Raw genomic sequence first — 21,857 nt, forward strand, 5'->3', positions numbered from 1 at the left:
TCCTCGGAAGGCCTCGGCCACTATCCGGGCACCGACGCGCCGCGCCCTCCCACCACGGCTGCTGCGTCGCCTACACCCTCATCTGGGAAGAGCCCAATCATGACTGACGAGGTACTGAGCTGATGAACCCCTTCACCGACCCCTTCTTCCTTATTGAGGTCGTCGGCATCGTCGCCTTTGCCATCTCCGGGGCAACTGTCGCCATCCGCGCGGACATGGACTGGGTCGGTATCGTCGTGCTGGCGGTCGTCACCGCGGTCGGCGGCGGCACGCTTCGCGATGTCCTCATGGCACGCGGCCCGGTGAGCTGGCTCCTCGACGCCTGGCCCATCTGGGTGTCCGTGCTCACGGCTGTGCTGGTCATCCTCGAGGCCTATCGCAATCCAAAACACCCACTCGACAACCGCGCGACGATCCTCGTTGCCGATGCCGCAGGGCTCGCGGTGTTCAGCGTTGCCGGTACGGGATTGGCCCTGGGTAGAGGAATCGATCCATTCAACTCCGTCGTGCTGGGCCTCATTACCGGTATCGGCGGGGGAGTGATGCGCGATCTCCTGGCGCGCCAGCGCCCCTTGGTGCTCGTGAGCCAGATCTACGCCTTGACCTCGCTTGCCAATGGCGTCGTCTATGTCGGGCTGTCCCGGCTGGGAGTGGCACCCGTCGTCACGAGGTGGGCTGCCGTCATGGCGGGCCTGGTGCTCCGGCTCTTGGCGATCCGATTCAGATGGTCGCTGCCCCGTCCTCCCTCGCCCACACGTGATCTGCCCACCCGCACCTGAGTCCGTAGATCCCTGCCCGCCGCCACCACCCCGGCGCCACAGACGCGTGGACCGGGGTGGTGGTCGCCCGATATGCCTCAGCCGACGATCTCCGGCGCCTCCATCCGCGCCGCCGACGCGGCGGCGTCGTCGGGCTGGCGCTGGGCTGCCAGCTCCGCGGCGATCCTCTCGCGGTAATTCTGCTTCTCGCGGGCCGTGCGCTCGGCGTCCCAGCCCAGTGCTGAGGCCGCGATCTCGGCCACCTCATCGACCGCCGACCCACCGCGGTCGCGGGCCTCCGAGTTGAGCCGGACCCTCGCCACGAAGATATCCTCAAGATGAAGCGCACCCTCGACCGTGCAGGCGCGGTGCACCTCGGCACGCAGGAACTGCGGTGCGGCGCCCAGGGGGGTTCCCAGGCTTGGGTCGGCATCGATGTCCGCCAACAGATCGGGCAGCTCGGAGCCGTAGCGGGACAAGAGATGCTTCATCCGGTCGGCATCGAAGCCGTACTTCGCGGCGAGCCGCGCCGCCTGGTTGCGCATCGCCGCATAGCCGTCAGCCCCCAGCAGGGGCAGTCCAGCGGTCACGGAGGGCTTGGCCCTTGCCAGTGACGGGCCGAGAGCGAAGTCCACGGCGTCCTCGGCCATCACCCGATAGGTCGTGAGCTTGCCGCCGGCGATGGCGACCATCCCCGGGATCACCTCGGTCACGGTGTGCTCGCGCGAGACCTTTGTGGACTTCGTCTCGTCGAGCACCTTGGGCTGCAGCAGCGGACGTAAGCCCGCATAGGTTCCGATGATGTCCTCGCGGGTGAGAGGCTCGGCGAGCACCTCGTTGGCGTGGTCGAGCACATAGTCGATGTCGGCACTGGTGGGCACCGGGTTCTTCAGCTGTTCGTGCCAGGCGGTGTCGGTGGTGCCGATTACCCAATAGTGCTGCCAGGGAATGATGAACAGCACGGACTTCTCCGTCCGCAGGAACATGCCCGTCGTGGCCTTGAGTCGCTCGCGAGGAATGACGATGTGTATGCCCTTGCTGGCCAGCACCTTGAGGCCGCCACTGCCGCCGGCCAGGTCCTGGGTCTGCTCGGTCCACACGCCGGTGGCGTTGATGATGCGTCGTGCCGTGATGGTCAGCTCCTCACCGGACTCCACGTCGGTGGCCAGCACACCGATCGCCCTGCCGGAGTCGTCCTTGAGGATCTTCGTAACCCGTACCCGACTGGCCGCCTGGGCGCCGTACTTGAGGGCGGTACGGATCAGCGTGATGACCAGCCGGGCGTCATCGACCCTGGCGTCGTAGAACTCGATGGCACCGACGAGCGCGTCGGGCTTGATGTCGGGGAAACGGCGCAGCGCCCCGGCCCGGGTGTGATGGCGCTGGAGTGGAACGCTCTTGTGCCCGCCTGCTCCGATGAGCGCGAGGGCGTCGTACATGCCTACGCCAAGGGCCGAGTACGCGCGTTCGACGACTGGCTTCTTGAGCGGCCACAGGAAGGGCTGGGCTTGGACCAGGTGCGGCGCGATGGTGGTGAGCAGACGCCCCCGCTCCTTGAGGGCCTCGGCCACCAGGGTGAAGTCGAGGTTGTACAGATAGCGCAAGCCGCCGTGGACCAGTCTGGATGAGCGCGATGAGGTGCCCCCGGCCCAGTCCTGGGCATCGATCACAGCGGTCGTGAGGCCACGTGAGGAGGAGTCGAGGGCGATGCCCGCGCCCGTCACCCCACCGCCGATGACCAGGACGTCGAAGGTTTGCGCACCGAGGGCCGCGATGGATTCCGCGCGCTGATTGGGTGATAGGACAGTCATCGTCATGCTCCCTTGCATCTGATGATTACTCGGTTGGTGAGGCAAGCCTTACTCGCAGGCGCGGCTGCCTCAAACCACGTGCACGTTCGTGCACGAGCGCTCGCAGCGGTGGCTCAGGTGGTGCTGGCACCGCGAGCTCCCTGCCCGAAGCCACCGTGTTTGTCAGCCCGCCCTGTGCCCACGGCGAACTCGCGTGATGCGTCGGTGCGCTGCCCGATGCGGCTCCTAGGATGGGCACGAGCCGCCCGAAGCCTTCCGGGATCCCTCCGGATGCTGGCTCCCGGGCAATCCGCACGGTGGGCGCCGGCAGGCGCGGGGGCGTGGGAAGAGGGGTAGGCCGATGGCAAGTCTGAGATTGTTGAATGCACATGACGAGGTGGGCAACATCCGGACCTTCGTCTTCGAGAACACCAGCGAGCAGTGGTCACCGGGCCAGTATCAGCGCTATGCCCTGGACACCGTGGACGGTGACGAGGGCGCGAGGACGCGCTATTTCACCATCGCGGCCGCCCCGAGCGAAGGGGTGGTGAAGATCACCACCCGTGTTTCGCGAAGCGCGTTCAAGCAGGCCCTCAACGGGTTGCGGCCCGGTGATCGGATCGATGTGCTGGAGCTGGGCGGCGACTTCATCTGGGACGGCGATGACCCGGTGGTGCTCGTCGCGGCAGGTATCGGCGTGACTCCCTATCGCAGTTTCCTCGCCCAGCGGGCAGCCGCCGGGCGAAGGATTCCGGCGCATCTGCTCTACTTCGGACGCGACGACAACTTCGCCTTCAGGTCCGAGTTCGGCACGATCGGTGCTGAGCATCCCGAACTCACGATCGACTACATCGTGGGTGAGCCGGTGAACGCGGACACCATCCTCGCCAAGGCCCCGGAGTCGGGTACCCGTCCGGTCTACCTGTCGGGCCCCGAGGCCATGGTCGACACGGTGGGCGAGGAACTGACCCGGCGCGGGATCGCCGTGAAGCAGGACTGGTTCCCGGGCTACGACGAGAAGGATTACTGAGGAAGCTCCTCTTGCCGTTGCCGGTGACCAACCTGTGTCGACGACGCGGGCGCGCGCACGGCCCGGTCTTCTTGCGAGACCGTCATATGGCCCGCTCTGGCGAGACTGTTATTTGGTTGCGTGGGGCAGCCAGACTCCAGACCAGCCGATATATGGCTCACCCCAACTCTTCACCGGGGTGTCGATGGAGATGAGGCCCACTTGGCCCCCGGGTCCGGCGCCGTTGCTGTATATCTTGCCGTTTCCGGCGTACATCGCCACATGGCCGTAGGGGTTTCCCACCGGCGAACCGCTGTACCAGACAAGTGCTCCCAGCGGGATCCGGGACATATCGGTATGCATCTGCCCGGCCGCAGTCACCTGCTCCGCAGCCTGTTGTGCGCTGTCGACCCCAGAACTCGTGTAGCCGTAGAAGGTGGCCACCAGGGCCAGGCACATATTGCCGAAGTCTTGGTTCCCGGCCATTGACGCGGCTCTGGCCAGTGCGTCTGCAGTCGAGAGCGGCGCCTTCTGGCCGGGTGCCACGATCCCGTCCACCGACAGTGTGACGGGGGGAGCGGGGCTCGGCGTGGCAGGGGTGCTTGGTGTTGGGGTGGGTGAGTCGGATGGGCTGGCGGGAGCGCTGGGGGGCGGAGTCGATCCAGGCGAGGGCTCCCGGGAGGGCGTCGTGGCCGGCGCTGTCGCGCTGGGTGCGGTTTGCCCGATGGTGGTGCTGGCGGCGGACGGCGGCCTCGCGGTGGTGAGGTTGGCGCGAAAGACATTCTGGATGGAAGTCTTGGGCACCATCGGAGTGCCGGTGGCTGCAGCACCTGCCGAGACGCTGAGACAGGCGAGGGAGCCGAACACCGAGACGATGCCGAAGGTGCTGACGAGAGTCTTCGTGCCGATCCGGCGCGATGTCCGCCGGCGGGACGCCGGCGTGGCATCGCGTCGGTCGGACGCCGACGGCGAGGTGTATGCAGCGGTGACGGCACGCGTTGGCGCCGCAGTGCCGGGCGGCAGCTCACGGTCGTTGGGGACCTGCCAGGGTGAGGCGGCTCGGGCGGCGGACGCGCCGGTTCGCACCAACTCGCTTGATTCGAATGCGGCACGCGAGGGGACCGCGGCACGGGCAGGGCCTGCGGCGCGGGCAGGGCCTGCAGCGCGGGCAGGGCCTGCAGTGCGGGCGGGGACTGCCGCGCGGGCAGGGGTGCGATATCGAAGAGCTCCCGAGCTGTCGGCGGAGCCCGGGTCCATTGCGCGCACGGGCGAGGCGGCGCGGGTGGCATGGCGTGCGCTGGCGTCGGACAACGACTCGCAGGCGAGAGCAGTCCGAGCGATGGTCGCGGATGGTGCCGGGTGCTGTGCGGTGGGGAGTGCGGCGCGAAGCGGTCCCCCGGTGTCGAGGGGCGCGGTGGTCACAGATGCGCGCTGCGGAATGGCTGCCGGGTATGGCTCCGACTCGTCGAGTAGATGCCTCGCGGCCCGGTGGGGGTACTCGGCGCGTTCCGGCGAGTGGTTCTGGGACGGCTCGATCGGGACAAGGCAATCTTCCACAGATCGAGGCCGCAGGAGGTGCGACGAGTCGGCCCGGTCACCAGCCTCTTCCTGGGCTCTGTGTGCACTCACTCGTGTCCTCGTCCGGAGGTTGTTCGCGTCTGTGGGGGTACTTGCCGCTGACCGATGCCTGAGAGGGTTTCCCAGATCTTCTCAGCTGATATTAAGCCTCAATGTGGGCGCGGCTCAACCCCGGTGCCGCCTCGAGAATGGTTCCGTCCACCCGGCGAGTTGATCCTTGCGCAGCTGGTGCTCCCGGGCACCTGAGGACTGCCCTCGTGCCGATGGTCCACGCGCGCGAAGGCTTTGGTGCAGGGAGCTGGGCCGCGGCCGAACGCACGGGCTGCGTCGGTGTCCTGCGAACACAGCTCACAAGGCCATCAGGAGGTGGATAGGGACTGCCTACCTTGCTTGCGAATTCCAGTGAGCTCCTCTCGCGCATTGCCTCTCTCCTGGGAGAGGACGAGGACGCCGCGTGCCGCAAGGAGCTCTCGCGCAGGGTCAGCGAGTCGTACCGCACGGTTTTCACCGATAGGCACGGGAATCTCAAGAAGGAGTTCCAGGCGGGCGAGGTTTCGCGTCGCTCCTCGGCCTGGCGGCGGGCTCAGCTGGGCGGTGGGCGATGTGAGAACGCCCTATGGGCGGATCGCGGTGAGATGGTGCATTCGTGACGATGCCTTCGCCGTGCACGCGGAGGTCCCGGTGTCGACGCGCTGCACTGTGACCATGCCCGATGGCTCGTCCAGGGAACTCACCAGTGGCAGCCACGACCTGAGTTGTGAATACCGTGCTCTGGTCCCCGCGTGATCAGGAGGACTCCCGGACGATGAGTTGGGCTCTCGCCTCCGGCCCGACGGCAGGCATGGGGTTTCCCAGCACCGAGTGGACGGCCAGTGCCGCCATCAGCTTTCCGAGGCCCGAGACATCGATCCGCACGGTCGTGAGCGCGGGGACGAACAGTGCGGCAATCGGGGTGTCGTCGTGACCAATCACTGCCAGCTGATCGGGCACCGCGATCCCGGCGCGTACAGCGGAGCCGACGACTCGCGCCGCCATCTCGTCGTCGAAGGCAGCCACCCCGACCCGCTCCCCGGCGCGTGGTACGACGAGCGGTTCGGTCATGGGCCGGTCGGTGCCCACGATCACGGTCTCAAGGGTGTGGCCGAGTTCTTCCGCCCGCCGACGGGCGGTCGCATAGCGCTCCTGCGCGAGGCTCGCGAGCCGGGGGTCCCCTGGTTGTGCCCATACCAGTCGTTGGGCTCCACGGGTAAGCAGGTGCTCGACCTGCATGGCGGGGCCGTCGGTGAAGGTGAGCTGGTCAACGCGAAACTGACCGTCCGACCCGTCCGGGATGACGGCGCGGACACCGGCAGCGCGCATTCTGCGTACCTCTTCGGCGGGGAAGGCAAGCAGCCCCATGACCACATCGGGCAAGACCGCTTCCCACAAGGGATGTGCACTCGTGCGGGGGCGGATCGTCTGGGTGATGAGGGTCAGGCCGTGCGCGTCCAGTGCCTGGGAGGCCTCGTCGAGGTTACGGCCCAGGGAGTATCCGAGCGGCCAGTCGGGCAGCAGCAGCACGACGATGTTCGATCGGCCACGCGCAAGAGTGCGGGCGGCCGGGTGAGGGTGATATCCCAGATCCTTCGCCACGCGCAGGACGCGCTGTCGGGTGGCTTCCGAGATCGTCTGGCCGGGGGTGTTGTTGAGAACGAATCCCACGGTGGCACGCGAGAGTCCGGTCGCTCGGGCAATATCGGCAGCGGTGACGCGGTTGCTTCGCATGACACCTCCCGCCCGGCTGCGAGTGCAGGCCTTCGTACCATCCGGGAAACATCAGGATCCCCATGGGACCTTTCACAGTAGTGAGTTCCTGGCATGAACAGTAGCCTGAACGAACTAGCGCGCACTAGTTCAGTGAATTCCGCAGTTGAAAGAACTGTGCGTACTGGTTGAACACCACGACAAAGGGGAAGCGTATGGCACGCGATGGCCGCAGATCGGTCTTGCTGACAGGGGCGTCGGGCAATTGGGGTCGGGCAACGCTCGCCGAACTGCGCGGGCGCGATCACCTCAAGGTGATCGCTCTCGTCCTCGACACGCCGAAGGACCGTGCGGTGATGGAGCAGTTCGCCGACATGGACAATCTCGAGATCATCTGGGGAGATCTCACCGATGCGGACGTCGTGGCTCAGTGCGTGCGCCGGGTTGATGTGGTGCTCCACATCGGCGCTGTCGTCTCTCCACTGGCCGATGCGCATCCCGAGATGGCCTGGGCGGTGAACCCGCGGGCGGTGTCCAACATCGTCAAGGCGGTGCGTGCGCTACCCGATCCCTCGGCGGTTCGCGTCGTCGGCGTCGGCTCGGTGGCCGAGACCGGTAACAGGGCCGTTCCTCATCACTGGGGCCGGATCGGAGATCCCGTCGCGGTGTCCTGGGGCGATGAGTACGGTCAGACCAAAGTGATCGCCGAGCGGACGATGGTGGAATCGGGCCTGCCGCGATGGGCGTGGCTGCGCCAGACCGGCATCTTCCATCCTGGCATGCTCGAGATCCGCGACCCCATCATGACGCATTCGCCGTTCGCGGATGTCATGGAATGGGTCTCGGTGGAGGATGCCGGACGACTGGCCGCCAATCTCGCGGAAGACGACGTGCCCGAGGAGTTCTGGGGGCACGTGTACAACGTGGGGGGCGGCGAGCAGTGGCGGCTGACGAACTGGGAACTGCAGGAAGCCATTGGCGGCGCAATGGGGGTTGCGGACGTCCGTACCTGGTACCGGCGCGACTGGTTCGCCCTGAAGAACTTCCACGGGCAGTGGTACACCGACTCCGATCACTTGGAGTCGCTCGTGCACTTCAGGGAGGACCCCTGGCAGGGGGCACTGGAGCGGGCAACCGAAGCCCAGCCGCCCATTGTCCGCAATGCGGGGAAGGTCCCGGGATGGATCGTGCGGGAACTGGTCATGCGCCGGATTGCGGAGCGGCCACGGGGCACCTTGCACGCACTGCGTACCAACAACAAGGAAGCCATCCGGGCGTTCTTCGGTTCCCGCGAGGCATGGAAGGAGATCGGGGACTGGTCGACGTTCACGCCCCCGGCACCCAGCCGCACCCCCAGCTACCTTGACCACGGCTTCGACGAATCCGTGCCAGCCGAGCGCTGGGACGCCGACATCGTGCGCGACGCCGCCCGGTTCCGCGGGGGAATCCTCGTCAGCGACGAGCTGTCGGACGACGTGCCGTGCCGTCCGCTCATGTGGAAGTGCGCCGAAGGTCACCTGTTCGCTGCGAGCCCGAAGCTGATTCTCGAGGCGGGCCACTGGTGCCCGGTGTGCGTGCGTGACTGGAGCCACTACGAGGACCAGGCCGAAGCGAACAAGTTCCTGGCCCAGGTGCTGTGAACCGGGCAGGGCAGTCTTGAACAGCGCCGTTCGTCACGCCGTCGCCGCATGCTTGGCGATGATGTGGCCATAGACCAAACCCTGGGCGATCGTCGCTCCCGCCCCGGGGTAGGTCCGCCCGAAGACATTGCCTGCGGTGTTCCCCTGCGCGTAGAGCCCAGGGATCGCCGAACCGTCCTCACGGAGAACGCGCCCGTGCTCGTCGGCACGCAGACCACCGCAGGTTCCCAGGTCTGATAGCACGACGCGCGCGGCGTACAGCCCGCCCTTGAGCGGACGCAGGTTCGGGTTCGGCAGGCAGGTCGGATCCCCGTAATAGCGGTCATAGGCCGAATCGCCCCGGTGGTATTCGGAGTCGATGCCGGCGCCGGCTTCCAGATTGAAGCGCTCGAGAGTCTGCGCGAAGTCCTCGGGGGGCACGCCCATCGCCTGGGCGAGGGATCGCGGCTGTGAGCCGCGCACCACGATTCCGGCGTCGTACCAGGGCTTCGGGAAGGACATCGCGGGGAAGACGACTCCGGCGAAGACATAACGATTGCGGTAGCTCTGGTCCATGACCAGCCACATCTGGGACAGTGGACGGCCCTGCGTGCGCAACCGCAACACCTCTTGTCCGAAGGACATGTAGTCGCGGGACTCATTGATGAAGCGCCTGCCGGTCTCGTCGACCAGTAGCGATCCGGGCAGGGATCTCTCGGCGAGGAGAACCTGGGGGTATTCCCCCTTCGCAAGCGGCTGGAGAGCGGGGAACCACCAGGATTCCTCCATCACGGCGAGCCCGGCTCCCAGCCGGCGAGCGGCCTTGATGGCATCGCCGGTATTGCCTTCCGCGCCGAGACTCACGTCTTCGGCGAGTGTCGAGGACTGGAATTCGCGGCGCATCGCCATGTCGTGCTCGAATCCACCGGCCGCCAGGACGACCCCTCTGGCCGCCCGGACGCTAACCCTTCGGCCGTCCTGTTCCAGGACGGCCCCGACCACAGCGCCGTCCTCCTCGAGGAGTTCGACGAGCCCGGTGCGCGTCCAGACGGGTATCCCTGCTCTCACTAGGCCGGTGAACAGTCCGGCGGCGAGTGCTTGTCCGCCGGCCGTGAACTCCTTCTTCAGGAGCAGGCCACCGATTCCCTCCACGGCGCGCCACGCGATCCGCGGCCAGGACTCCAGCGGGGTGCGGACCATGAGATTCATCCACTTGTAGTCGGCGCCGGTCACCGGCATGGGGATGGGCGCCTCGAGCACGGCAGGGCGCAGACGTGCTCGCTCCTCACCGAGCTGGGCGGCGTCGAAGGGCTTGCATTCGCAGGTGCGTCCGATGGCGGCGCCTCCAGGATTCTCCGGGTGGTAGTCGGAGTAACCCTTTGCCCAGAAGAACTCCATAGGTGTCGTGCGCTCGAGCATGTCCACCGTCTGCGGCCCCTGGTCCACGAAGGCCCGCCAGCGCGGTTCAGGGGACTCGTCGCCCACCACCGCGCCGATGTACTCGCGACCGAGCTGTGGCGTGTCAGTGGAGCCATCGCGCAGCAGGGCGGGATTGGCGGGGATCCAGAAGGCGCCGCCCGAGCGCGCGGTGGAGCCCCCGACGTATGGCGTCTTCTCCACCACGAGGACTTTCAGGCCCTGTTCGTGTGCGGACAGGGCGGTTGCCATTCCCGTGCCGGAGCCGATGACCAGCAGGTCGACGGTGGTGTCGTGCGCAGCCGGCCCGGCCGGTGGCTGCTTCTTGGTGGGCATCTCGGTACTCCTCACTGCGCTGCGATGTGTCGTGGGATGTGTCTCGTGTGGTGTCCTGCCGGGGAGTGAAAGCTGCCACCGCTGTGTGGCATGTCATGATCATGACGGAGAACTAGCCGATCGGCAAGGGCAATACGAGGTTGCTCGGCCCACAGCACAGCCGGTGGCGAGCACGAGGACGGGCCGGAGGCAGGGAGCATGGTCAGGGGCGATGCACGCGAGGAGGTCCTGCTGCCGGCCGCACTGAAGCTGTTCGCCCGCCATGGTGTCTCGGGCACCTCATTGCAGATGATCGCCGACGAACTCGGCGTCTCCAAAGCGGCCGTCTACCACCATCACCATACGAAGGAGTCCATCGTGCTGGCGGTGCTGTGGCCGGCCTTCGAGCAGGTGGCTGCGCTCGTAGAGCGCGTCGGGAGTCTGCCGGCTGGCGGTGCTCGACGAAGGGCGCTTGTCGAGGGGCTTGCCGAGCAGGCCGTCACCCACCGGCAGCTCTATGCGGTGATGCTCAGGGACGTCGCGGTGCCTGCGCTCGTGGCCAGCGAACCCCGGCTCGCCGCGCCTTTCGCCGTCCTGCGCCGGGAGCTGCAGCCCGACCATGAGCCTGCTACGGCGCCGCTGAGAGTCGCGATGTTCCTGGCCGGACTCGTCGCGCCGGCAGGAGACCCCGAAATCGCCCAGTTGTCCGACGAGCAGTTGCGACGCGGAATCGTCGACGTCGGTGAGCGTCTGCTCGATCTCGGCTGAGGAGCAGGGCCGGCGCCGGTGGCGCGAGCTCGGATCGGGTCTCGGCGTCCTGGCCGGGTCGGCCAGGACCGATGGATATCTCACGCGGCTTGATCTGGAGTGCGGTCCAGGAAATACCGTCATGTCATGGGATGTAGCGAGGTGGTGGGCGTGCACGACAAGACGATGAGCGATCTGGCGGAGCTGGCTCGGCTTCTCGATGTTCCACTCGCCCAGGTGGTGCCGGAATGGTCGGTGGGCGAGGTATCCGAGCGCACCGGTCTCGGCATCGACACACTGCGCTATTACGAGCGGCTGGGGTTGATCGAACCGGTTTCGCGTACCGCTGGGGGACGGCGCGTGTATAGCGACCTGGACATCGAGCGCATCCGCTTCGTTCGGCGGCTGCGAGCTACCGGTATGCCGGTCGAGACCGTGGCGGAGTATGTGCGGCTGCGGGCCCAGGGGCCGTCGACGGCCCGTCAGCGCCTGGATCTCCTGCGCGAGCATCGCGAAATCGTGGAGCGCCAGCGGGCGGAACTGGCACAGAACGTGGCCGCTGTGGACGCGAAGATCGCCTACTACGTCCACCTGATCGGAGGTGAGACCCCGGCTGCGGGCGAGGCAACCACCTAGTTCGTCATCAAGGCCCCACACGAGCCGGCAGGCTCGACCAATTCCCGGACGGCTGCGCGCCAGGAGCGCGGAGCCGGGGTGGCGTGCGCCCTCACCTCGGCGCCGCGAGCCACCGAGATCTCATATCCACTCCAAGGAGCATGTGATGGCATCAGTTCTTTCGCGCGGCGCGATGACCTTGTTCGCCACGGCAGCGGGCGCACTTGTCGCCGACATCTATTACGCCCAGCCCCTGCTCGCAGACATCGCGGGCGAGTTCGGCAGACAGCCGGAGCAGGCCGGGCTGATCGTCACCTTGGCCCAGCTCGGCTATGGTCTGGCCGTTCTGCTCATTGTTCCGCTCGGTGACGGTGTCGACCGGCGGAGGCTGGTCTCGGCCATGCTGGCCGTCTGCGTTGCTGGGCTGTTGGCCGCAAGTATGAGCGTCAGTTTCGCCATGCTTGCCATCGCCAACTTCCTGGTAGGGGTCTTCTCGAGCGCCACGATGGTCCTCGTGCCCTATGTGGCGTCCCATGCCGACGATGCGGAGCGAGGCAGGCGTACCGGGCAGGTGATGACCGGACTCTTGCTGGGCATCTTGCTGGCGCGCACCGTCTCCGGACTCGTGGCCGAATGGACAAGCTGGCGCGCCATCTACGCACTGGCCGGGGTCGCCGTCACGATTCTCGCGGTGGCGCTGAGGCGGGTCATGGTCACCGACCCGCCGCGCTCGGCTGCGCGATACCGGCAACTGCTCGGTTCGCTGGTCACGCTGGTACGCGTCCAGCCCGAGTTGCGCCGCCGCGCCTTCTACAGCTTCCTTGGTCTGGGCAGCTTCAGCCTGCTGTGGACAGGGCTGACCTATCTCCTCTCTGCACCGCCGTACCGCTATTCGACGGCGGCGATCGGCCTGTTCGGGTTGCTCGGTGCAGCGGGGGCTGCCTCGGCGAGTATCGCCGGGCGACTTGGGGATCTCGGATTGGCCGGCGCGATGACGGGCGGCTTTGCCCTGCTGCTCTTCGGCTCGTGGGGTGCCCTGGCTCTCCACATGCACTCGATGATCTGGCTCATCGCGGGTGTCTTCGCCCTCGACGCTGCGGCTCAGGGACTGCAAGTCACCCACCAGTCCGTGCTCTACAGCCTCGACTCCGAAGCCCGGTCAAGGATCACCGCCGTCTTCATCACCAGTGGCTTCATCGGTATGTCCCTGGGCTCCACGCTTTCGGGAATCGTGTATGACGCCCGCGGATGGGTGGGTGTCTGTCTGGTCGGTGGCGGCCTGCCTGCCGTGCTCCTCCTGTCCTGGCTTGTCAACACGGTCAGGGACCGTCGCCACCGGGGGAGCGATGCGGCCGGCGAGCTGGGTGGTGGAGCGGCCTGGTCTTCTCTCGCGGGCAAGCAGCCGACGCAGTGCCCGAGCTGATCGGTCAGGAGAAGACCGGGGTTGCTACTGGGCGCCATCACGCCCGGTTGGGATTGTGAGGTTGGCCCCATGACCCGGACACTGTCTTGGCGGGTTCCCCTTTTGAGGTGACCCCGAAATCCGGGCAGGGTGGGTGTTTGGTCAGGCGGTCTGGAGGGCGGTCTGGTCGGCCTGTCGGGGCGGGTGGTGTTCGTACTGTAGTGGGCTGAGGTAGCCGATCGCTGAGTGGCGTCGGCGGGCGTTGTACCAGGAGCCGATCCAGGTGTAGGCGCCGCTGCGGGCATCGATGGGGGTCCCTTTGGCGGGAAGGGTGAGGATATCGATCATGGTTGCCCCGTCGATCGTGTACTCGTAGGCGAGGGTGAAAGTCGTGTCGGGCGGGACCCGATCGGCACCGTCGCCGGTGATCGTTTTGACCGCGTCGAACCCCCGACCGAAGGAGCCGGAGTCACGTCTCGGGTGCAGCTGGTGACGGGGATGCCGGTCCAGGGGTAGTTGTGCTGTTCGTTGCCGGTTCCGCGTGTCGTGAAGTTCCCGCTGACATAGATGCGGCCGTTGGTGCTTACCGTGCCTCGGTCGTCCCGGCCTCGGGGGCGAGGATGGCGCCAACGAACTGGGACGATCCGGTGATCGCGACCGCGGTCGCGGTGGCGAAGTTCCAGGCGATCCGGGAGGCGGCATTGCCGAGTGCAGTGCTGCTGCTTGCCGGGTCGTCGACACGGACTCCGTCGATGGGTACCCACGACAGGCCGGACATCGTGACAGGCCCGCCCGTGATGTTGATCAGGATGGGAGTGTTGCCGGGGACGTTCGCGAAGTCAATCTCGGTGACGGCGCTTGCCTGCGCCGCGGTGAGCATGAACACCTGCAGAGACGAAACACCGTCGCCGAGGGGCTCGAAGCGGCCACCCCACGGGTTGCGCATCATGCCAGTCGGCTCCACGGCCATGAGCGTGCGCGATTCGTTCTGCAGGCGCTGGTCGAAGTCGCCGAACGGGTCGAGCGCTTGATTTGCGCCGAGGCGTTGCCGCTGTGCTCCTGAGATGATCGCACCGCCGGGTTCGGTGGCGATGCCGTTGATGCCGTCGTTGTCCACGGCCGGCATTAACCCTGGCGGGGGGCACTCGTCCGGGGCTGCGAACGCCGGAGCCGCCCCTCCAGCGACCACGAGTGCGGGTGCGATCAGTCCACCGGCGACAAGACTGGTGAGGAGCTTGCGCCCGATGTGAGAGAAACGGAGGGTCATGCACGGTCCTTTGGCATTAGGTTGACGCCGTGTGAAGCGCGTTTCCGGTCGATCTCGGTGGCGACGGCGGTCGAGGCGGTGCCGACGGCGGTCGCGACGACGGGTCCGGTGCCGGGGAGGGAGGTGCTGACCAGGATGACGAGCACGCCGAACAAGAAGACCGAGTTGCCAAGAGGCGCAAGGGTGCGGCGGATAGTCAGGGCCCAGATTCCGAGGACGAAGAGCGCGACAGGGATGGTGAGCGTCGCGGATGCCGCGATACCGGTGGCCTCGGCGTGGTCGGAGGTCGCGTCGATGGCGACCTCGACGCCGGCGGAGAACGCGCCCGCGGCGGCGAAGATCAGGTAGTGGAAGTACCCGTAGATCAGAGAAGATCGGAGCGAGTCGATATGGTCGTGGTGCTCTCGCGAGAAGTACACCCACCACATGCCGGCGGCGATGACCAGTCCCGCGGCCGACAGGGTGAGCAGATCCGGGATGTGGTGGCCTTCGTGGAGGGCTTCGATGATCGCGTTCGTGGAGGCGAGGATCGACTCGCCGAGGAGGATCAGGGCGAACAGGCTGTACCGCTCGGTAATGTGGTGCGGGTTCCACGGTGTGGGCCGGTGGGATTCTGCCCACATCGGGACGGCGATCTCCGCGGCCGCCAAGACGAAGAACGCGACGAATCCTGCCGTGTCGGGAAGGAAGAGCCTTGCGACCCATGCGGCTTGGACGACGATGATTCCGGTGGCGTAGCGCAGGGCGGTGGACCTCAGGTCAAGGTCACTGATCGCGGCGCGCAGCCACTGCCCAACTAGCGCGAGTCGCATGATGACGTACCCGATGGTCACCAGTGTGAAATCGTGTTGCTCCATCGCCGGGCCGGTGCCGGAGGCGAGGACGAGGACCCCACCCATCTGCACGAACGTCATGACTCGGTAGAGCCAGTCGTCGGTGTCGAACGAGGTCGCGAACCAGGTGAAGTTCATCCATGCCCACCAGATCGCGAAGAACACCATCAGGTATCCCAGGACTCCGAATCCTAGGTTCCCGTCTGCTTCCATGTGGTGCAGCTGCTGGGAGGAGAGGGACACCGCAACAACGAAAACGAGGTCGAAGAAGAGTTCGAGCGGGCTGGCGGCGCGATGGTTCTCGTGGGGGTTACGTGCGCGCATGCGGCGCAACGCGCCGCGACTGGTGTCGGTCATCGTATGGCGTCCTTCCGGGGCGGGCGCGTGAATCAGCCCGGCACGAGTCATGAAGGCCAAACGGGTCGCCCCTGCCCCGGTTGGTTGCCGAGGCTCCCAGGGGCGGATGATCGGCTGCCGGCGAGGAGCGGCCCGTTTGGCGGTCTGTGTCAGCCCTCTCGGATGGTCATCTTCGAGAGCTTGTCGCCGGAGACGTCGAAGACGAACTTCGGGCGCCCGTTGGCATAGGTCGAGCGCCAGTCGCCGACGACGGTGACCTCTTCCACGGTGAGGGTGCCGCGGGCGCCGATGAACTCCTTGTCGCTCCACGCTTTGCTCTGGTCGCGCCCAGTGAAGGTGCGGCCCCAGTCGTCAACGGCCCCGTCAAGGGTGAAAGCGTCCAGGAACGCGTCTTCGTCATGCGCGTTCACGCGCTGGACGAACGTCGCGACCGGTTCGGGGAGAGTGGGTGTCGTCATGTGTCGTCTCCGAGATCTGTCGGGCAGTCCGGCTGGGTCAGCGGGTGGTGTATCCGCCGTTGGCGAAGATCGTCTGCCCGGTGATCCACCAGCCCTCGGTAGCCAGGAACGTGACGATGGGGGCGATGTCCTCGATCTGGGTGAGCTGACCGCCCATCGCCTGCGACTTGTGGAACTCGACCCGCTCCGGGGTCTCCTGCCCGTAGAAGAACGGCGTGTCCATCGGGCCGGGCGCGACCGCGGTGACCGAGATGCCGCGAGCGGCGAACTCCTTCGCCGCCGCGCGGGTGAAGTGCTCGACGGGAGACTTGCTGCCCGCGTAGGTGGAGTAGCCGTCGGTAAACGCGGCCAGCAGCGAGGTCACGATCGTGATCACCTTGCCGCCGTCGGCGACGTGGGTGCCGGCCTCCTTGATGAAGAAGTACGCCGCCTTGCTGTTCACGTCGAACATCGAGTCGTACTCCTCCTCGGTGGTCTCGACGATCGGCTTGCGCAGCACCTTGCCCACGGTGTTCACGGCGACGTCGATCTTCCCGATCGCGGCCTCCGCATCCGCGAACAGCGTCGCCACGTTCGCCGGGACCGTCAGGTCACCGGTCAGCACGACGCCGGTGCCGCCTGCGGCCTGCACCGCGGCGAGCGTCTCCTCGGCCTGCGGACGCGTGGACTCGGAGTTGTAATGGATCGCCACGTTCGCGCCGGCCTCAGCGGCCTGCCGAGCGATGAGGCCGCCCAGGTTCTTCGCGCCGGCGGCGATGAGGACGTTCTTGCCCTTCAGTGTGTGGGTAGTCAAGACATGCTCCTTCGTTCGTGTCACGACGGTATGGGTCGCTGTATCGACAGTACAGGGTACTGTAGCGGTATGACAACACCGGAGAAGAGCGATACGCGAGCTCGCTTGCTGGATGCGGCGGCGGACATGATCGCCGCGTCGCCCGGCGAGGAGATCTCCCTGCGTGCGATCTGCGATGCGGTCGGGGTGAAGATGCCCACGCTTTACCACTTCTTCGGCAGCAAGCAGGGTCTGCTCGAGGCTGTCATCGAGCGAGGGTTCGACCTGTACCTCTCGGTCAAGTCCGCTCACGAGTCCACTGGCGACCCGATCCAGGACATGCGCGATGGCTGGGACGCGCACGTCGCGTTCGGCCTCGCCAACCCCGGCTTCTACACACTCATGTATGGGAAAGTTCGCCCGGGGTACTCACCGGCGCCGCAGTCTCGACCTAGCGAGATCCTCCTCGAGCTCGCTCGCAGGGCCGACGCGCAGGGACGCCTCGTCGTCCCGCCCGAACAGGCCGCTGCGCACATCCTCGTCACCAACATCGGAGTCACTCTCCGCCAGATCGTCCTCGCCCAGACCGACCGCACTCTCTCCGACGCCGTCCGCGACGGTGCCATCGCCGCCATCACCGGCACCGCAGCCGCGCCCGGGACCGGTCGAGCCGACATCCACCGCGTTCTCGAGCACGTCGCCGCGCACCCGGACACGCTCGGCCTCGAAGAGACCGCGATGCTGTCCGCGTGGCTGAGGCGGCTCGCCGCCGCGGATGATGCCGTCGGGCAATAATGCTTTGGGGGCTTGGCGGGGCAGGTAGCCCTCGCACCTTTCCAGCATGGGCTGCGGGTCTCTGCCTGAGGTTGACCACATGCGCCTGTTCCATCTCGTGAGTCTGGTGCTGGTGTCCGACGCCGCCAACCGTTGGCTCGCGCGACCACGCGTGACCGTGACGATCGAGCTGGAGAGCGGTCTCGTCATGATCAGCCTGGGCGTGTTCACGCTCTTGCCCGCGCTGCCCCCCAACCTGAGGAGGGGACTGCCGTCGGCCCGCATGGAGTGCACCGTGGTTCGAGGCCAGTCATCGTCGAGCCGAACCTGGTGGCGATCACGCCTCTTGCAGATCGAGGTTGAGCCCGCCTTCAGCGGGCCGCTGCTCACCTCGTGAGCAAGCAGATAGGGCGGCGTGGATGACGGTTTCGATGCGCGTGATGAGCGCTGGCGATGGGTACAAGTACCTGCTGCGCACTGTCGCGGCCGGCGATGGCGACCGCTCGCTCTCGACTCCGTTGACGCGCTACTACAACGCCGAGGGCACGCCGCCGGGGCGTTGGCTCGGCGCCGGAGTCGCCACGCTGGGCGGTGGGCGGATTGGTGTGGGCGATCAGGTCTCTGAAGCCCAGCTCCAACTCCTGGTCGGCATGGGCCGCGACCTTATTACCGGCGATCCTCTTGGACGCACCTACCCGGAGTACCGGAGCGTGGCCGAGCGGATCGAGGCACGCACCGGGGCACTTGATCCCACGCCCGGGCCGGCATCACGAGCCGAGGCGGTCGCCGCAATCGAGTCCGATGAGACTGCCCGTGGGACTCGGCGGGCAGTTGCGGGGTTCGACTTCACGTTCAGCATCCCGAAGTCCGCGAGCGTGCTGTGGGCGGTCGCGGACGCGGGTTCGCAGGCGTTGATCGCGGACGCGCATCATGCGGCGGTTGCGGAGGTGGTTGCGTTCATGGAGCGGGAGGTTGCAGCCACCCGCACCGGGGCAACCGGCCGCGACTGAGGTCAACCTCAAAGCCACCCGCCGCAAGCTCAACCAGGCCATCTTCGCCCACGTCCACGTCGCCCACGAGGAGGTCGTCGGAGACGACATCCGCTCGCCGCTCCGGGAACTCCTCGCCGCTCAAAGCGGCTGGGAGGCCCTCTCAGCGGGCGCAACACCCGGCCAGGTCGTCATGCCGCGCAGGCCGCCACACCGGCCCAGAAACGTCAAAAGCCGCCCCGAAGGGCGGCCTGGCCGAACTACAGAACCTCTGGCTTGACCTGCCTGGCGGCGTTTACGAGGACCCCGATTGCAGTAAGCCTCTTATGGTGGACCTACGGGGACTGTTTTCGAAACTTGCCCCGCGGCTCCGACGTGCACTGATGGTCGTTCGATCGGTCCGGCGACGTCCGATCGGGGGCGAGGCGCGCTCGTTCCGTGAGACGCACCAAGTTATTCAGCCGAGTGAGCGACTACTTGCAGCGGCTGAGGTTCGGTACGCCGAGGGGGCCAAGCTCAGGGACCTCGCACCGGAACTTGGCGTCAGCCGAGTCCGGCTCGCCGACCTACTCCGTCTGCGAGGCGTACGAATCCGCAATGCCTCTCCGACGCCCGACGAGATCACGGAGATGGCACGCCGCTATGAGTCCGGTGAGTCGCTGGAGCAAATCGGAGGGCGTCTCGGGTTCAACGGCGGCACCGTGCGAAACCACCTGACGGCCTGCGGCGTCGCCATGCGCGACTCGCACGGGCGCCCCAGGTAGGACGCTGGCCCTGTCAAAATGGAAGGGTATAGGACCGCGCCTCAATCATCGGGCGGGTCATCCTCTTCGAGCGGGAGGCTTGGAAGCTCTCTTTATAGCGTGGGCACAACCTGGGCGCGTTGCTCGTACCACTGCGCGACCTCTTCGGTCCGCCCCCGTGTCTGGAACCAGGAGGCATCCCGGTCCGACAACTGCGGTGGCTCCCGCGCTGCCGTTGCCATGCCAGGTCTTCCCGACACTCGGTGCTCGCGGTAGAATGGTACCGGCGATCTTCATCAGCTTGCCCCGCCGCTGGATGCGGTGGGACGGCGAGCCTCTCGGCTGGCCGATCCTCTTTATCCTTGTCGCCGCAGACTCGGAGAGGACTGTCGCCGTGCTTCGACTGATCTGGACTGTTAGCGTCCGCGTGAGAACCATCATGCGTCGGTACATGCCGACCAACATCGCGCTCGATGCGCTCCGCTCGCGCCGCGGCCTCAAGTGGGGCATCCCAGCCATGCTCCTCGCGATCCCATACCTCTACGCCGCATCGCTCCTCATGGCACTTATACACGGCGGAGCGCCCAGATGGCTCTTCGCCGTCACTGTCATCTTGATTTGGGACTCATTCAAATTCATCGCTATGGGACCGGTCAGCCTCGTGGCGCTGCTCCGCGTCCGCGCCGCGGAGTCCCGTGAGCGTCGAGCACTCCGGCGCCCTGTCGGCCCACTCGTCCGCTTGTAGGGCAAGATCTTTGCCCAGCGAAGTGAGCCTGAGCGCGCTTTGGGAGCCTCATATGGCCTCGGGCCCAGCGCCGTGTCGGTGGTCAGATCTACGCTTGGCCTATGAGCTTCACTGCCCTCCATCGCGTCCTCGGCGTCGGACCCAGTCCAGTCACGGACGAGCTGCTCAGCGCGGCAGTCACACTGGGTGCAACCGAGTCGGACGACCTGGACTGGAAGTCGGAACTCCCTCCGCAGAAGGGGCTACCTCAAACGGATTTTCCGAAAGATGTCGCCGCCATGGCGAACAGTGGGGGCGGAGTCATCGTCTTCGGAGTAACTGAGTCCCAGAAGGCCGCGACGGCGCGCGTCGACGTTGGAAACTTCGACGAAGGATACGAGCGCACGCTTCGTAGCGCTGCGATCACAGCGATTACCCCACCTGTCTTCGGCTTGAACGTGGTCCGGCTGTGTTCGCCTGACGACAAGCATGCCGTCGTAGTAGAGGTGCCCGCGAGCGTCGATGGGCCACACCTCATCTACAAGGGTGACTACTTCGGCGCGCCAGTCCGGAACGACGCCGACACGGTGTGGATGAAAGAACGCCAGATCGAAGCGATGTACCGTGCCCGCTTCGACGAGCGTCGCCACGCCACCGAGGCCCTCGACAAGCTATATGTGGAAGCAGCAGGTGGACGAGACGCAGGGACGCGCGCTTGGCTGATCGCTGTTGCCCACCCGCGCCTCCCGCGCGTCGGGGGTCGCCTCAAACGCGACGAAGCTCGCGAAATTCTTACGAAGACCGAGAGCCTTGCACTCCACTATGCCGGTCGCGGCGGCATTCATCCGCTGGAGAGTGTTGACCGCTTCAACCCACGCCCAGGCCTGCGCAGATGGCAGGCCGTCAATACCGCTACTAGCGAGGGCTCGTCGTGGAAGGAATCTTGGATGAGCATCCATCATGACGGATCAGTGACCCTCGCATCTGCCGTCGGTGGACACCGCATGAGTAGCGACGGTTACTTCGACGGCTGGCACGTTCAATCCGCAGCGATTGAGTGCGCTGTGGCCGATTTCATGGCACTCGTTCGCAGGACCGCAGAGGCGACTGGAGGTGAGGAGTACGACATCCGGGTTGGAATCGATTGGACTGGCGAACAACAGCTGATGATCTCAACGGTCGACAATTTCGGATTTCACTTTGATGGTTCATCTGTCCCGCTCAGTAGGTACACGCCAGTTGAAGCCACAGTGAACGCAGCAGAGTCTGACCTCGACTTCTACTGGCGCGTGCACGATCTCGCGGAGGACTGCATCAATCAGGGCGGCATCTCCAACTTACAGATGATCCATCCGTCAGATCACGACTAGTCGGGCTGGGCCGCCCCCTTCATTCGGTCCGGTCGCTGTGCGAGTCGTCGGTTTCCGATTGATGGGTGCATTGCCGAGCGTAGTCGACGGGTGCGAGGTAGCCGAGCGATGAATGCCGGCGGTCGTGGTTGTATTCGGTCTTCCAGTCGCCGATCGCGACCTGGGCGTGGAGCAGCGAGTAGAAGCTGTTGATGTTCAGGCACTCGTCGCGGAGCCTGCTGTTGAACGACTCGACGTACCCGTTGTGCCAGGGCGAGCCGGGTGGGATGTAGAACAGGCCGGTGCGGGTGCCGGCCCAGTCGGCCATCGCGTCGCTGATGAACTCGGGGCCGTTGTCGGATCGGAGCACCGCGGGGGCGCCGCGGACGGCGACGAGGTCCTCGAGGTGGGCGGTGAGCCGGTCCGCGGTGATCGACCGTTCGACGAGCCCGCCGATGCACTCGCGGGTGTGCTCGTCGACGATGGAGCAGATCTTGATCGGACGGCCCTGCTCGTCCGCGTCGAACTGGAAGTCCACCGCCCACACGAGGTTCGGTGCGACCGCTGCCGGGGCGTCGACGGTCGAAGACCCAACGCGT

General features: G+C 66.4%; 21 protein-coding genes and 1 pseudogene. 12 read left to right on the plus strand and 10 right to left on the minus strand.

The window, feature by feature from the left end:
* Nucleotides 1-122 precede the first annotated feature (122 nt).
* Nucleotides 123-779, plus strand: a complete 657-nt coding sequence (locus BMX93_RS07940; RefSeq protein WP_091969864.1) for a trimeric intracellular cation channel family protein — start codon at nucleotides 123-125, stop codon at nucleotides 777-779.
* 77 nt (nucleotides 780-856) lie between these two features.
* Here the strand turns inward: BMX93_RS07940 and BMX93_RS07945 are convergent, their stop codons facing one another.
* Nucleotides 857-2,569 carry a glycerol-3-phosphate dehydrogenase/oxidase gene (locus BMX93_RS07945; RefSeq protein ID WP_091969866.1) on the minus strand — a complete coding sequence of 571 codons (1,713 nt, stop codon included), beginning with the start codon at nucleotides 2,567-2,569 and terminating at the stop codon, nucleotides 857-859.
* A gap of 340 nt (nucleotides 2,570-2,909) precedes the next feature.
* On the opposite strand from BMX93_RS07945, the gene BMX93_RS07950 reads away from it, so the two are divergent.
* Entirely contained in the window at nucleotides 2,910-3,578 is a 669-nt protein-coding gene (locus BMX93_RS07950; protein WP_091969868.1) for a ferredoxin--NADP reductase, read from the plus strand.
* 108 nt (nucleotides 3,579-3,686) lie between these two features.
* On the opposite strand, the gene BMX93_RS07955 is transcribed toward BMX93_RS07950, so the two are convergent.
* Nucleotides 3,687-4,979 carry a hypothetical protein gene (locus BMX93_RS07955; protein WP_143052855.1) on the minus strand — a complete coding sequence of 431 codons (1,293 nt, stop codon included), beginning with the start codon at nucleotides 4,977-4,979 and terminating at the stop codon, nucleotides 3,687-3,689.
* A 558-nt stretch (nucleotides 4,980-5,537) separates the two neighbouring features.
* On the opposite strand from BMX93_RS07955, the gene BMX93_RS13550 reads away from it, so the two are divergent.
* The gene (locus BMX93_RS13550) at nucleotides 5,538-5,921 is read left to right on the plus strand and encodes an alpha-L-rhamnosidase C-terminal domain-containing protein (RefSeq protein ID WP_177170135.1); all 384 of its coding nucleotides are present in this window, start codon (nucleotides 5,538-5,540) and stop codon (nucleotides 5,919-5,921) included.
* Here BMX93_RS13550 and BMX93_RS07965 read toward each other — a convergent pair whose 3' ends face one another.
* Nucleotides 5,922-6,899, minus strand: a complete 978-nt coding sequence (locus BMX93_RS07965) for a LacI family DNA-binding transcriptional regulator (protein WP_091969873.1) — start codon at nucleotides 6,897-6,899, stop codon at nucleotides 5,922-5,924.
* A gap of 194 nt (nucleotides 6,900-7,093) precedes the next feature.
* Here BMX93_RS07965 and BMX93_RS07970 point away from each other — a divergent pair, with 194 nt between their 5' ends.
* Entirely contained in the window at nucleotides 7,094-8,518 is a 1,425-nt protein-coding gene (locus tag BMX93_RS07970) for an NAD-dependent epimerase/dehydratase family protein (protein ID WP_091969874.1), read from the plus strand.
* Nucleotides 8,519-8,551: 33 nt separating this feature from the next.
* Here the strand turns inward: BMX93_RS07970 and BMX93_RS07975 are convergent, their stop codons facing one another.
* Nucleotides 8,552-10,249 carry a 3-ketosteroid-delta-1-dehydrogenase gene (locus BMX93_RS07975; RefSeq protein WP_091969876.1) on the minus strand — a complete coding sequence of 566 codons (1,698 nt, stop codon included), beginning with the start codon at nucleotides 10,247-10,249 and terminating at the stop codon, nucleotides 8,552-8,554.
* A gap of 198 nt (nucleotides 10,250-10,447) precedes the next feature.
* Here BMX93_RS07975 and BMX93_RS07980 point away from each other — a divergent pair, with 198 nt between their 5' ends.
* The 3 genes from BMX93_RS07980 to BMX93_RS07990 all read left to right on the plus strand — a co-directional run bounded on the left by BMX93_RS07980 (nucleotide 10,448) and on the right by BMX93_RS07990 (nucleotide 13,013).
* The gene (locus BMX93_RS07980; RefSeq protein WP_091969878.1) at nucleotides 10,448-10,996 is read left to right on the plus strand and encodes a TetR/AcrR family transcriptional regulator; all 549 of its coding nucleotides are present in this window, start codon (nucleotides 10,448-10,450) and stop codon (nucleotides 10,994-10,996) included.
* A 126-nt stretch (nucleotides 10,997-11,122) separates the two neighbouring features.
* Nucleotides 11,123-11,611, plus strand: a complete 489-nt coding sequence (locus BMX93_RS07985) for a MerR family transcriptional regulator (protein WP_091969880.1) — start codon at nucleotides 11,123-11,125, stop codon at nucleotides 11,609-11,611.
* Between the two features lie 145 nt (nucleotides 11,612-11,756).
* A complete protein-coding gene (locus BMX93_RS07990; protein WP_091969882.1) occupies nucleotides 11,757-13,013 on the plus strand; it encodes an MFS transporter in 1,257 nt (418 codons plus the stop codon).
* A 141-nt stretch (nucleotides 13,014-13,154) separates the two neighbouring features.
* Here BMX93_RS07990 and BMX93_RS07995 read toward each other — a convergent pair whose 3' ends face one another.
* The 5 genes from BMX93_RS07995 to BMX93_RS08015 form a co-directional block, all read right to left on the minus strand.
* The gene (locus BMX93_RS07995; protein WP_091969883.1) at nucleotides 13,155-13,340 is read right to left on the minus strand and encodes an IS3 family transposase; all 186 of its coding nucleotides are present in this window, start codon (nucleotides 13,338-13,340) and stop codon (nucleotides 13,155-13,157) included.
* A gap of 235 nt (nucleotides 13,341-13,575) precedes the next feature.
* On the minus strand, nucleotides 13,576-14,259 hold the full coding sequence (locus tag BMX93_RS08000; protein ID WP_091969952.1) for a choice-of-anchor A family protein: 684 nt from the start codon (nucleotides 14,257-14,259) through the stop codon (nucleotides 13,576-13,578).
* The gene (locus BMX93_RS08005; RefSeq protein ID WP_143052856.1) at nucleotides 14,256-15,449 is read right to left on the minus strand and encodes a low temperature requirement protein A; all 1,194 of its coding nucleotides are present in this window, start codon (nucleotides 15,447-15,449) and stop codon (nucleotides 14,256-14,258) included. Before BMX93_RS08005 ends, BMX93_RS08000 begins: the two co-directional genes overlap by 4 nt.
* Before the next feature lie 149 nt (nucleotides 15,450-15,598).
* Nucleotides 15,599-15,907, minus strand: coding sequence for a nuclear transport factor 2 family protein (locus BMX93_RS08010; RefSeq protein ID WP_091969885.1), 309 nt, complete (start codon nucleotides 15,905-15,907; stop codon nucleotides 15,599-15,601).
* Nucleotides 15,908-15,944: 37 nt separating this feature from the next.
* On the minus strand, nucleotides 15,945-16,700 hold the full coding sequence (locus BMX93_RS08015; protein WP_091969888.1) for an SDR family oxidoreductase: 756 nt from the start codon (nucleotides 16,698-16,700) through the stop codon (nucleotides 15,945-15,947).
* Nucleotides 16,701-16,769: 69 nt separating this feature from the next.
* Here BMX93_RS08015 and BMX93_RS08020 point away from each other — a divergent pair, with 69 nt between their 5' ends.
* The 5 genes from BMX93_RS08020 (at nucleotide 16,770) to BMX93_RS08045 (ending at nucleotide 21,279) form a co-directional block, all read left to right on the plus strand.
* A complete protein-coding gene (locus BMX93_RS08020; RefSeq protein ID WP_218139276.1) occupies nucleotides 16,770-17,474 on the plus strand; it encodes a TetR/AcrR family transcriptional regulator in 705 nt (234 codons plus the stop codon).
* 79 nt (nucleotides 17,475-17,553) lie between these two features.
* Nucleotides 17,554-17,850 carry a hypothetical protein gene (locus BMX93_RS08025; RefSeq protein ID WP_091969890.1) on the plus strand — a complete coding sequence of 99 codons (297 nt, stop codon included), beginning with the start codon at nucleotides 17,554-17,556 and terminating at the stop codon, nucleotides 17,848-17,850.
* 22 nt (nucleotides 17,851-17,872) lie between these two features.
* Nucleotides 17,873-18,463 carry a relaxase domain-containing protein gene (locus BMX93_RS08030; protein ID WP_091969892.1) on the plus strand — a complete coding sequence of 197 codons (591 nt, stop codon included), beginning with the start codon at nucleotides 17,873-17,875 and terminating at the stop codon, nucleotides 18,461-18,463.
* A 999-nt stretch (nucleotides 18,464-19,462) separates the two neighbouring features.
* Nucleotides 19,463-19,930, plus strand: coding sequence for a hypothetical protein (locus tag BMX93_RS08040; protein ID WP_236082492.1), 468 nt, complete (start codon nucleotides 19,463-19,465; stop codon nucleotides 19,928-19,930).
* Between the two features lie 101 nt (nucleotides 19,931-20,031).
* A complete protein-coding gene (locus BMX93_RS08045) occupies nucleotides 20,032-21,279 on the plus strand; it encodes an AlbA family DNA-binding domain-containing protein (protein ID WP_025402418.1) in 1,248 nt (415 codons plus the stop codon).
* A 19-nt stretch (nucleotides 21,280-21,298) separates the two neighbouring features.
* Here BMX93_RS08045 and BMX93_RS13310 read toward each other — a convergent pair.
* Nucleotides 21,299-21,857, minus strand: a pseudogene (locus BMX93_RS13310) (IS3-like element ISAar43 family transposase); the annotation flags it as partial.

Origin of the sequence: Propionibacterium cyclohexanicum (assembly GCF_900111365.1) — a bacterium.
GTDB classification, from domain to species: Bacteria; Actinomycetota; Actinomycetes; order Propionibacteriales; family Propionibacteriaceae; genus Propionibacterium; species Propionibacterium cyclohexanicum.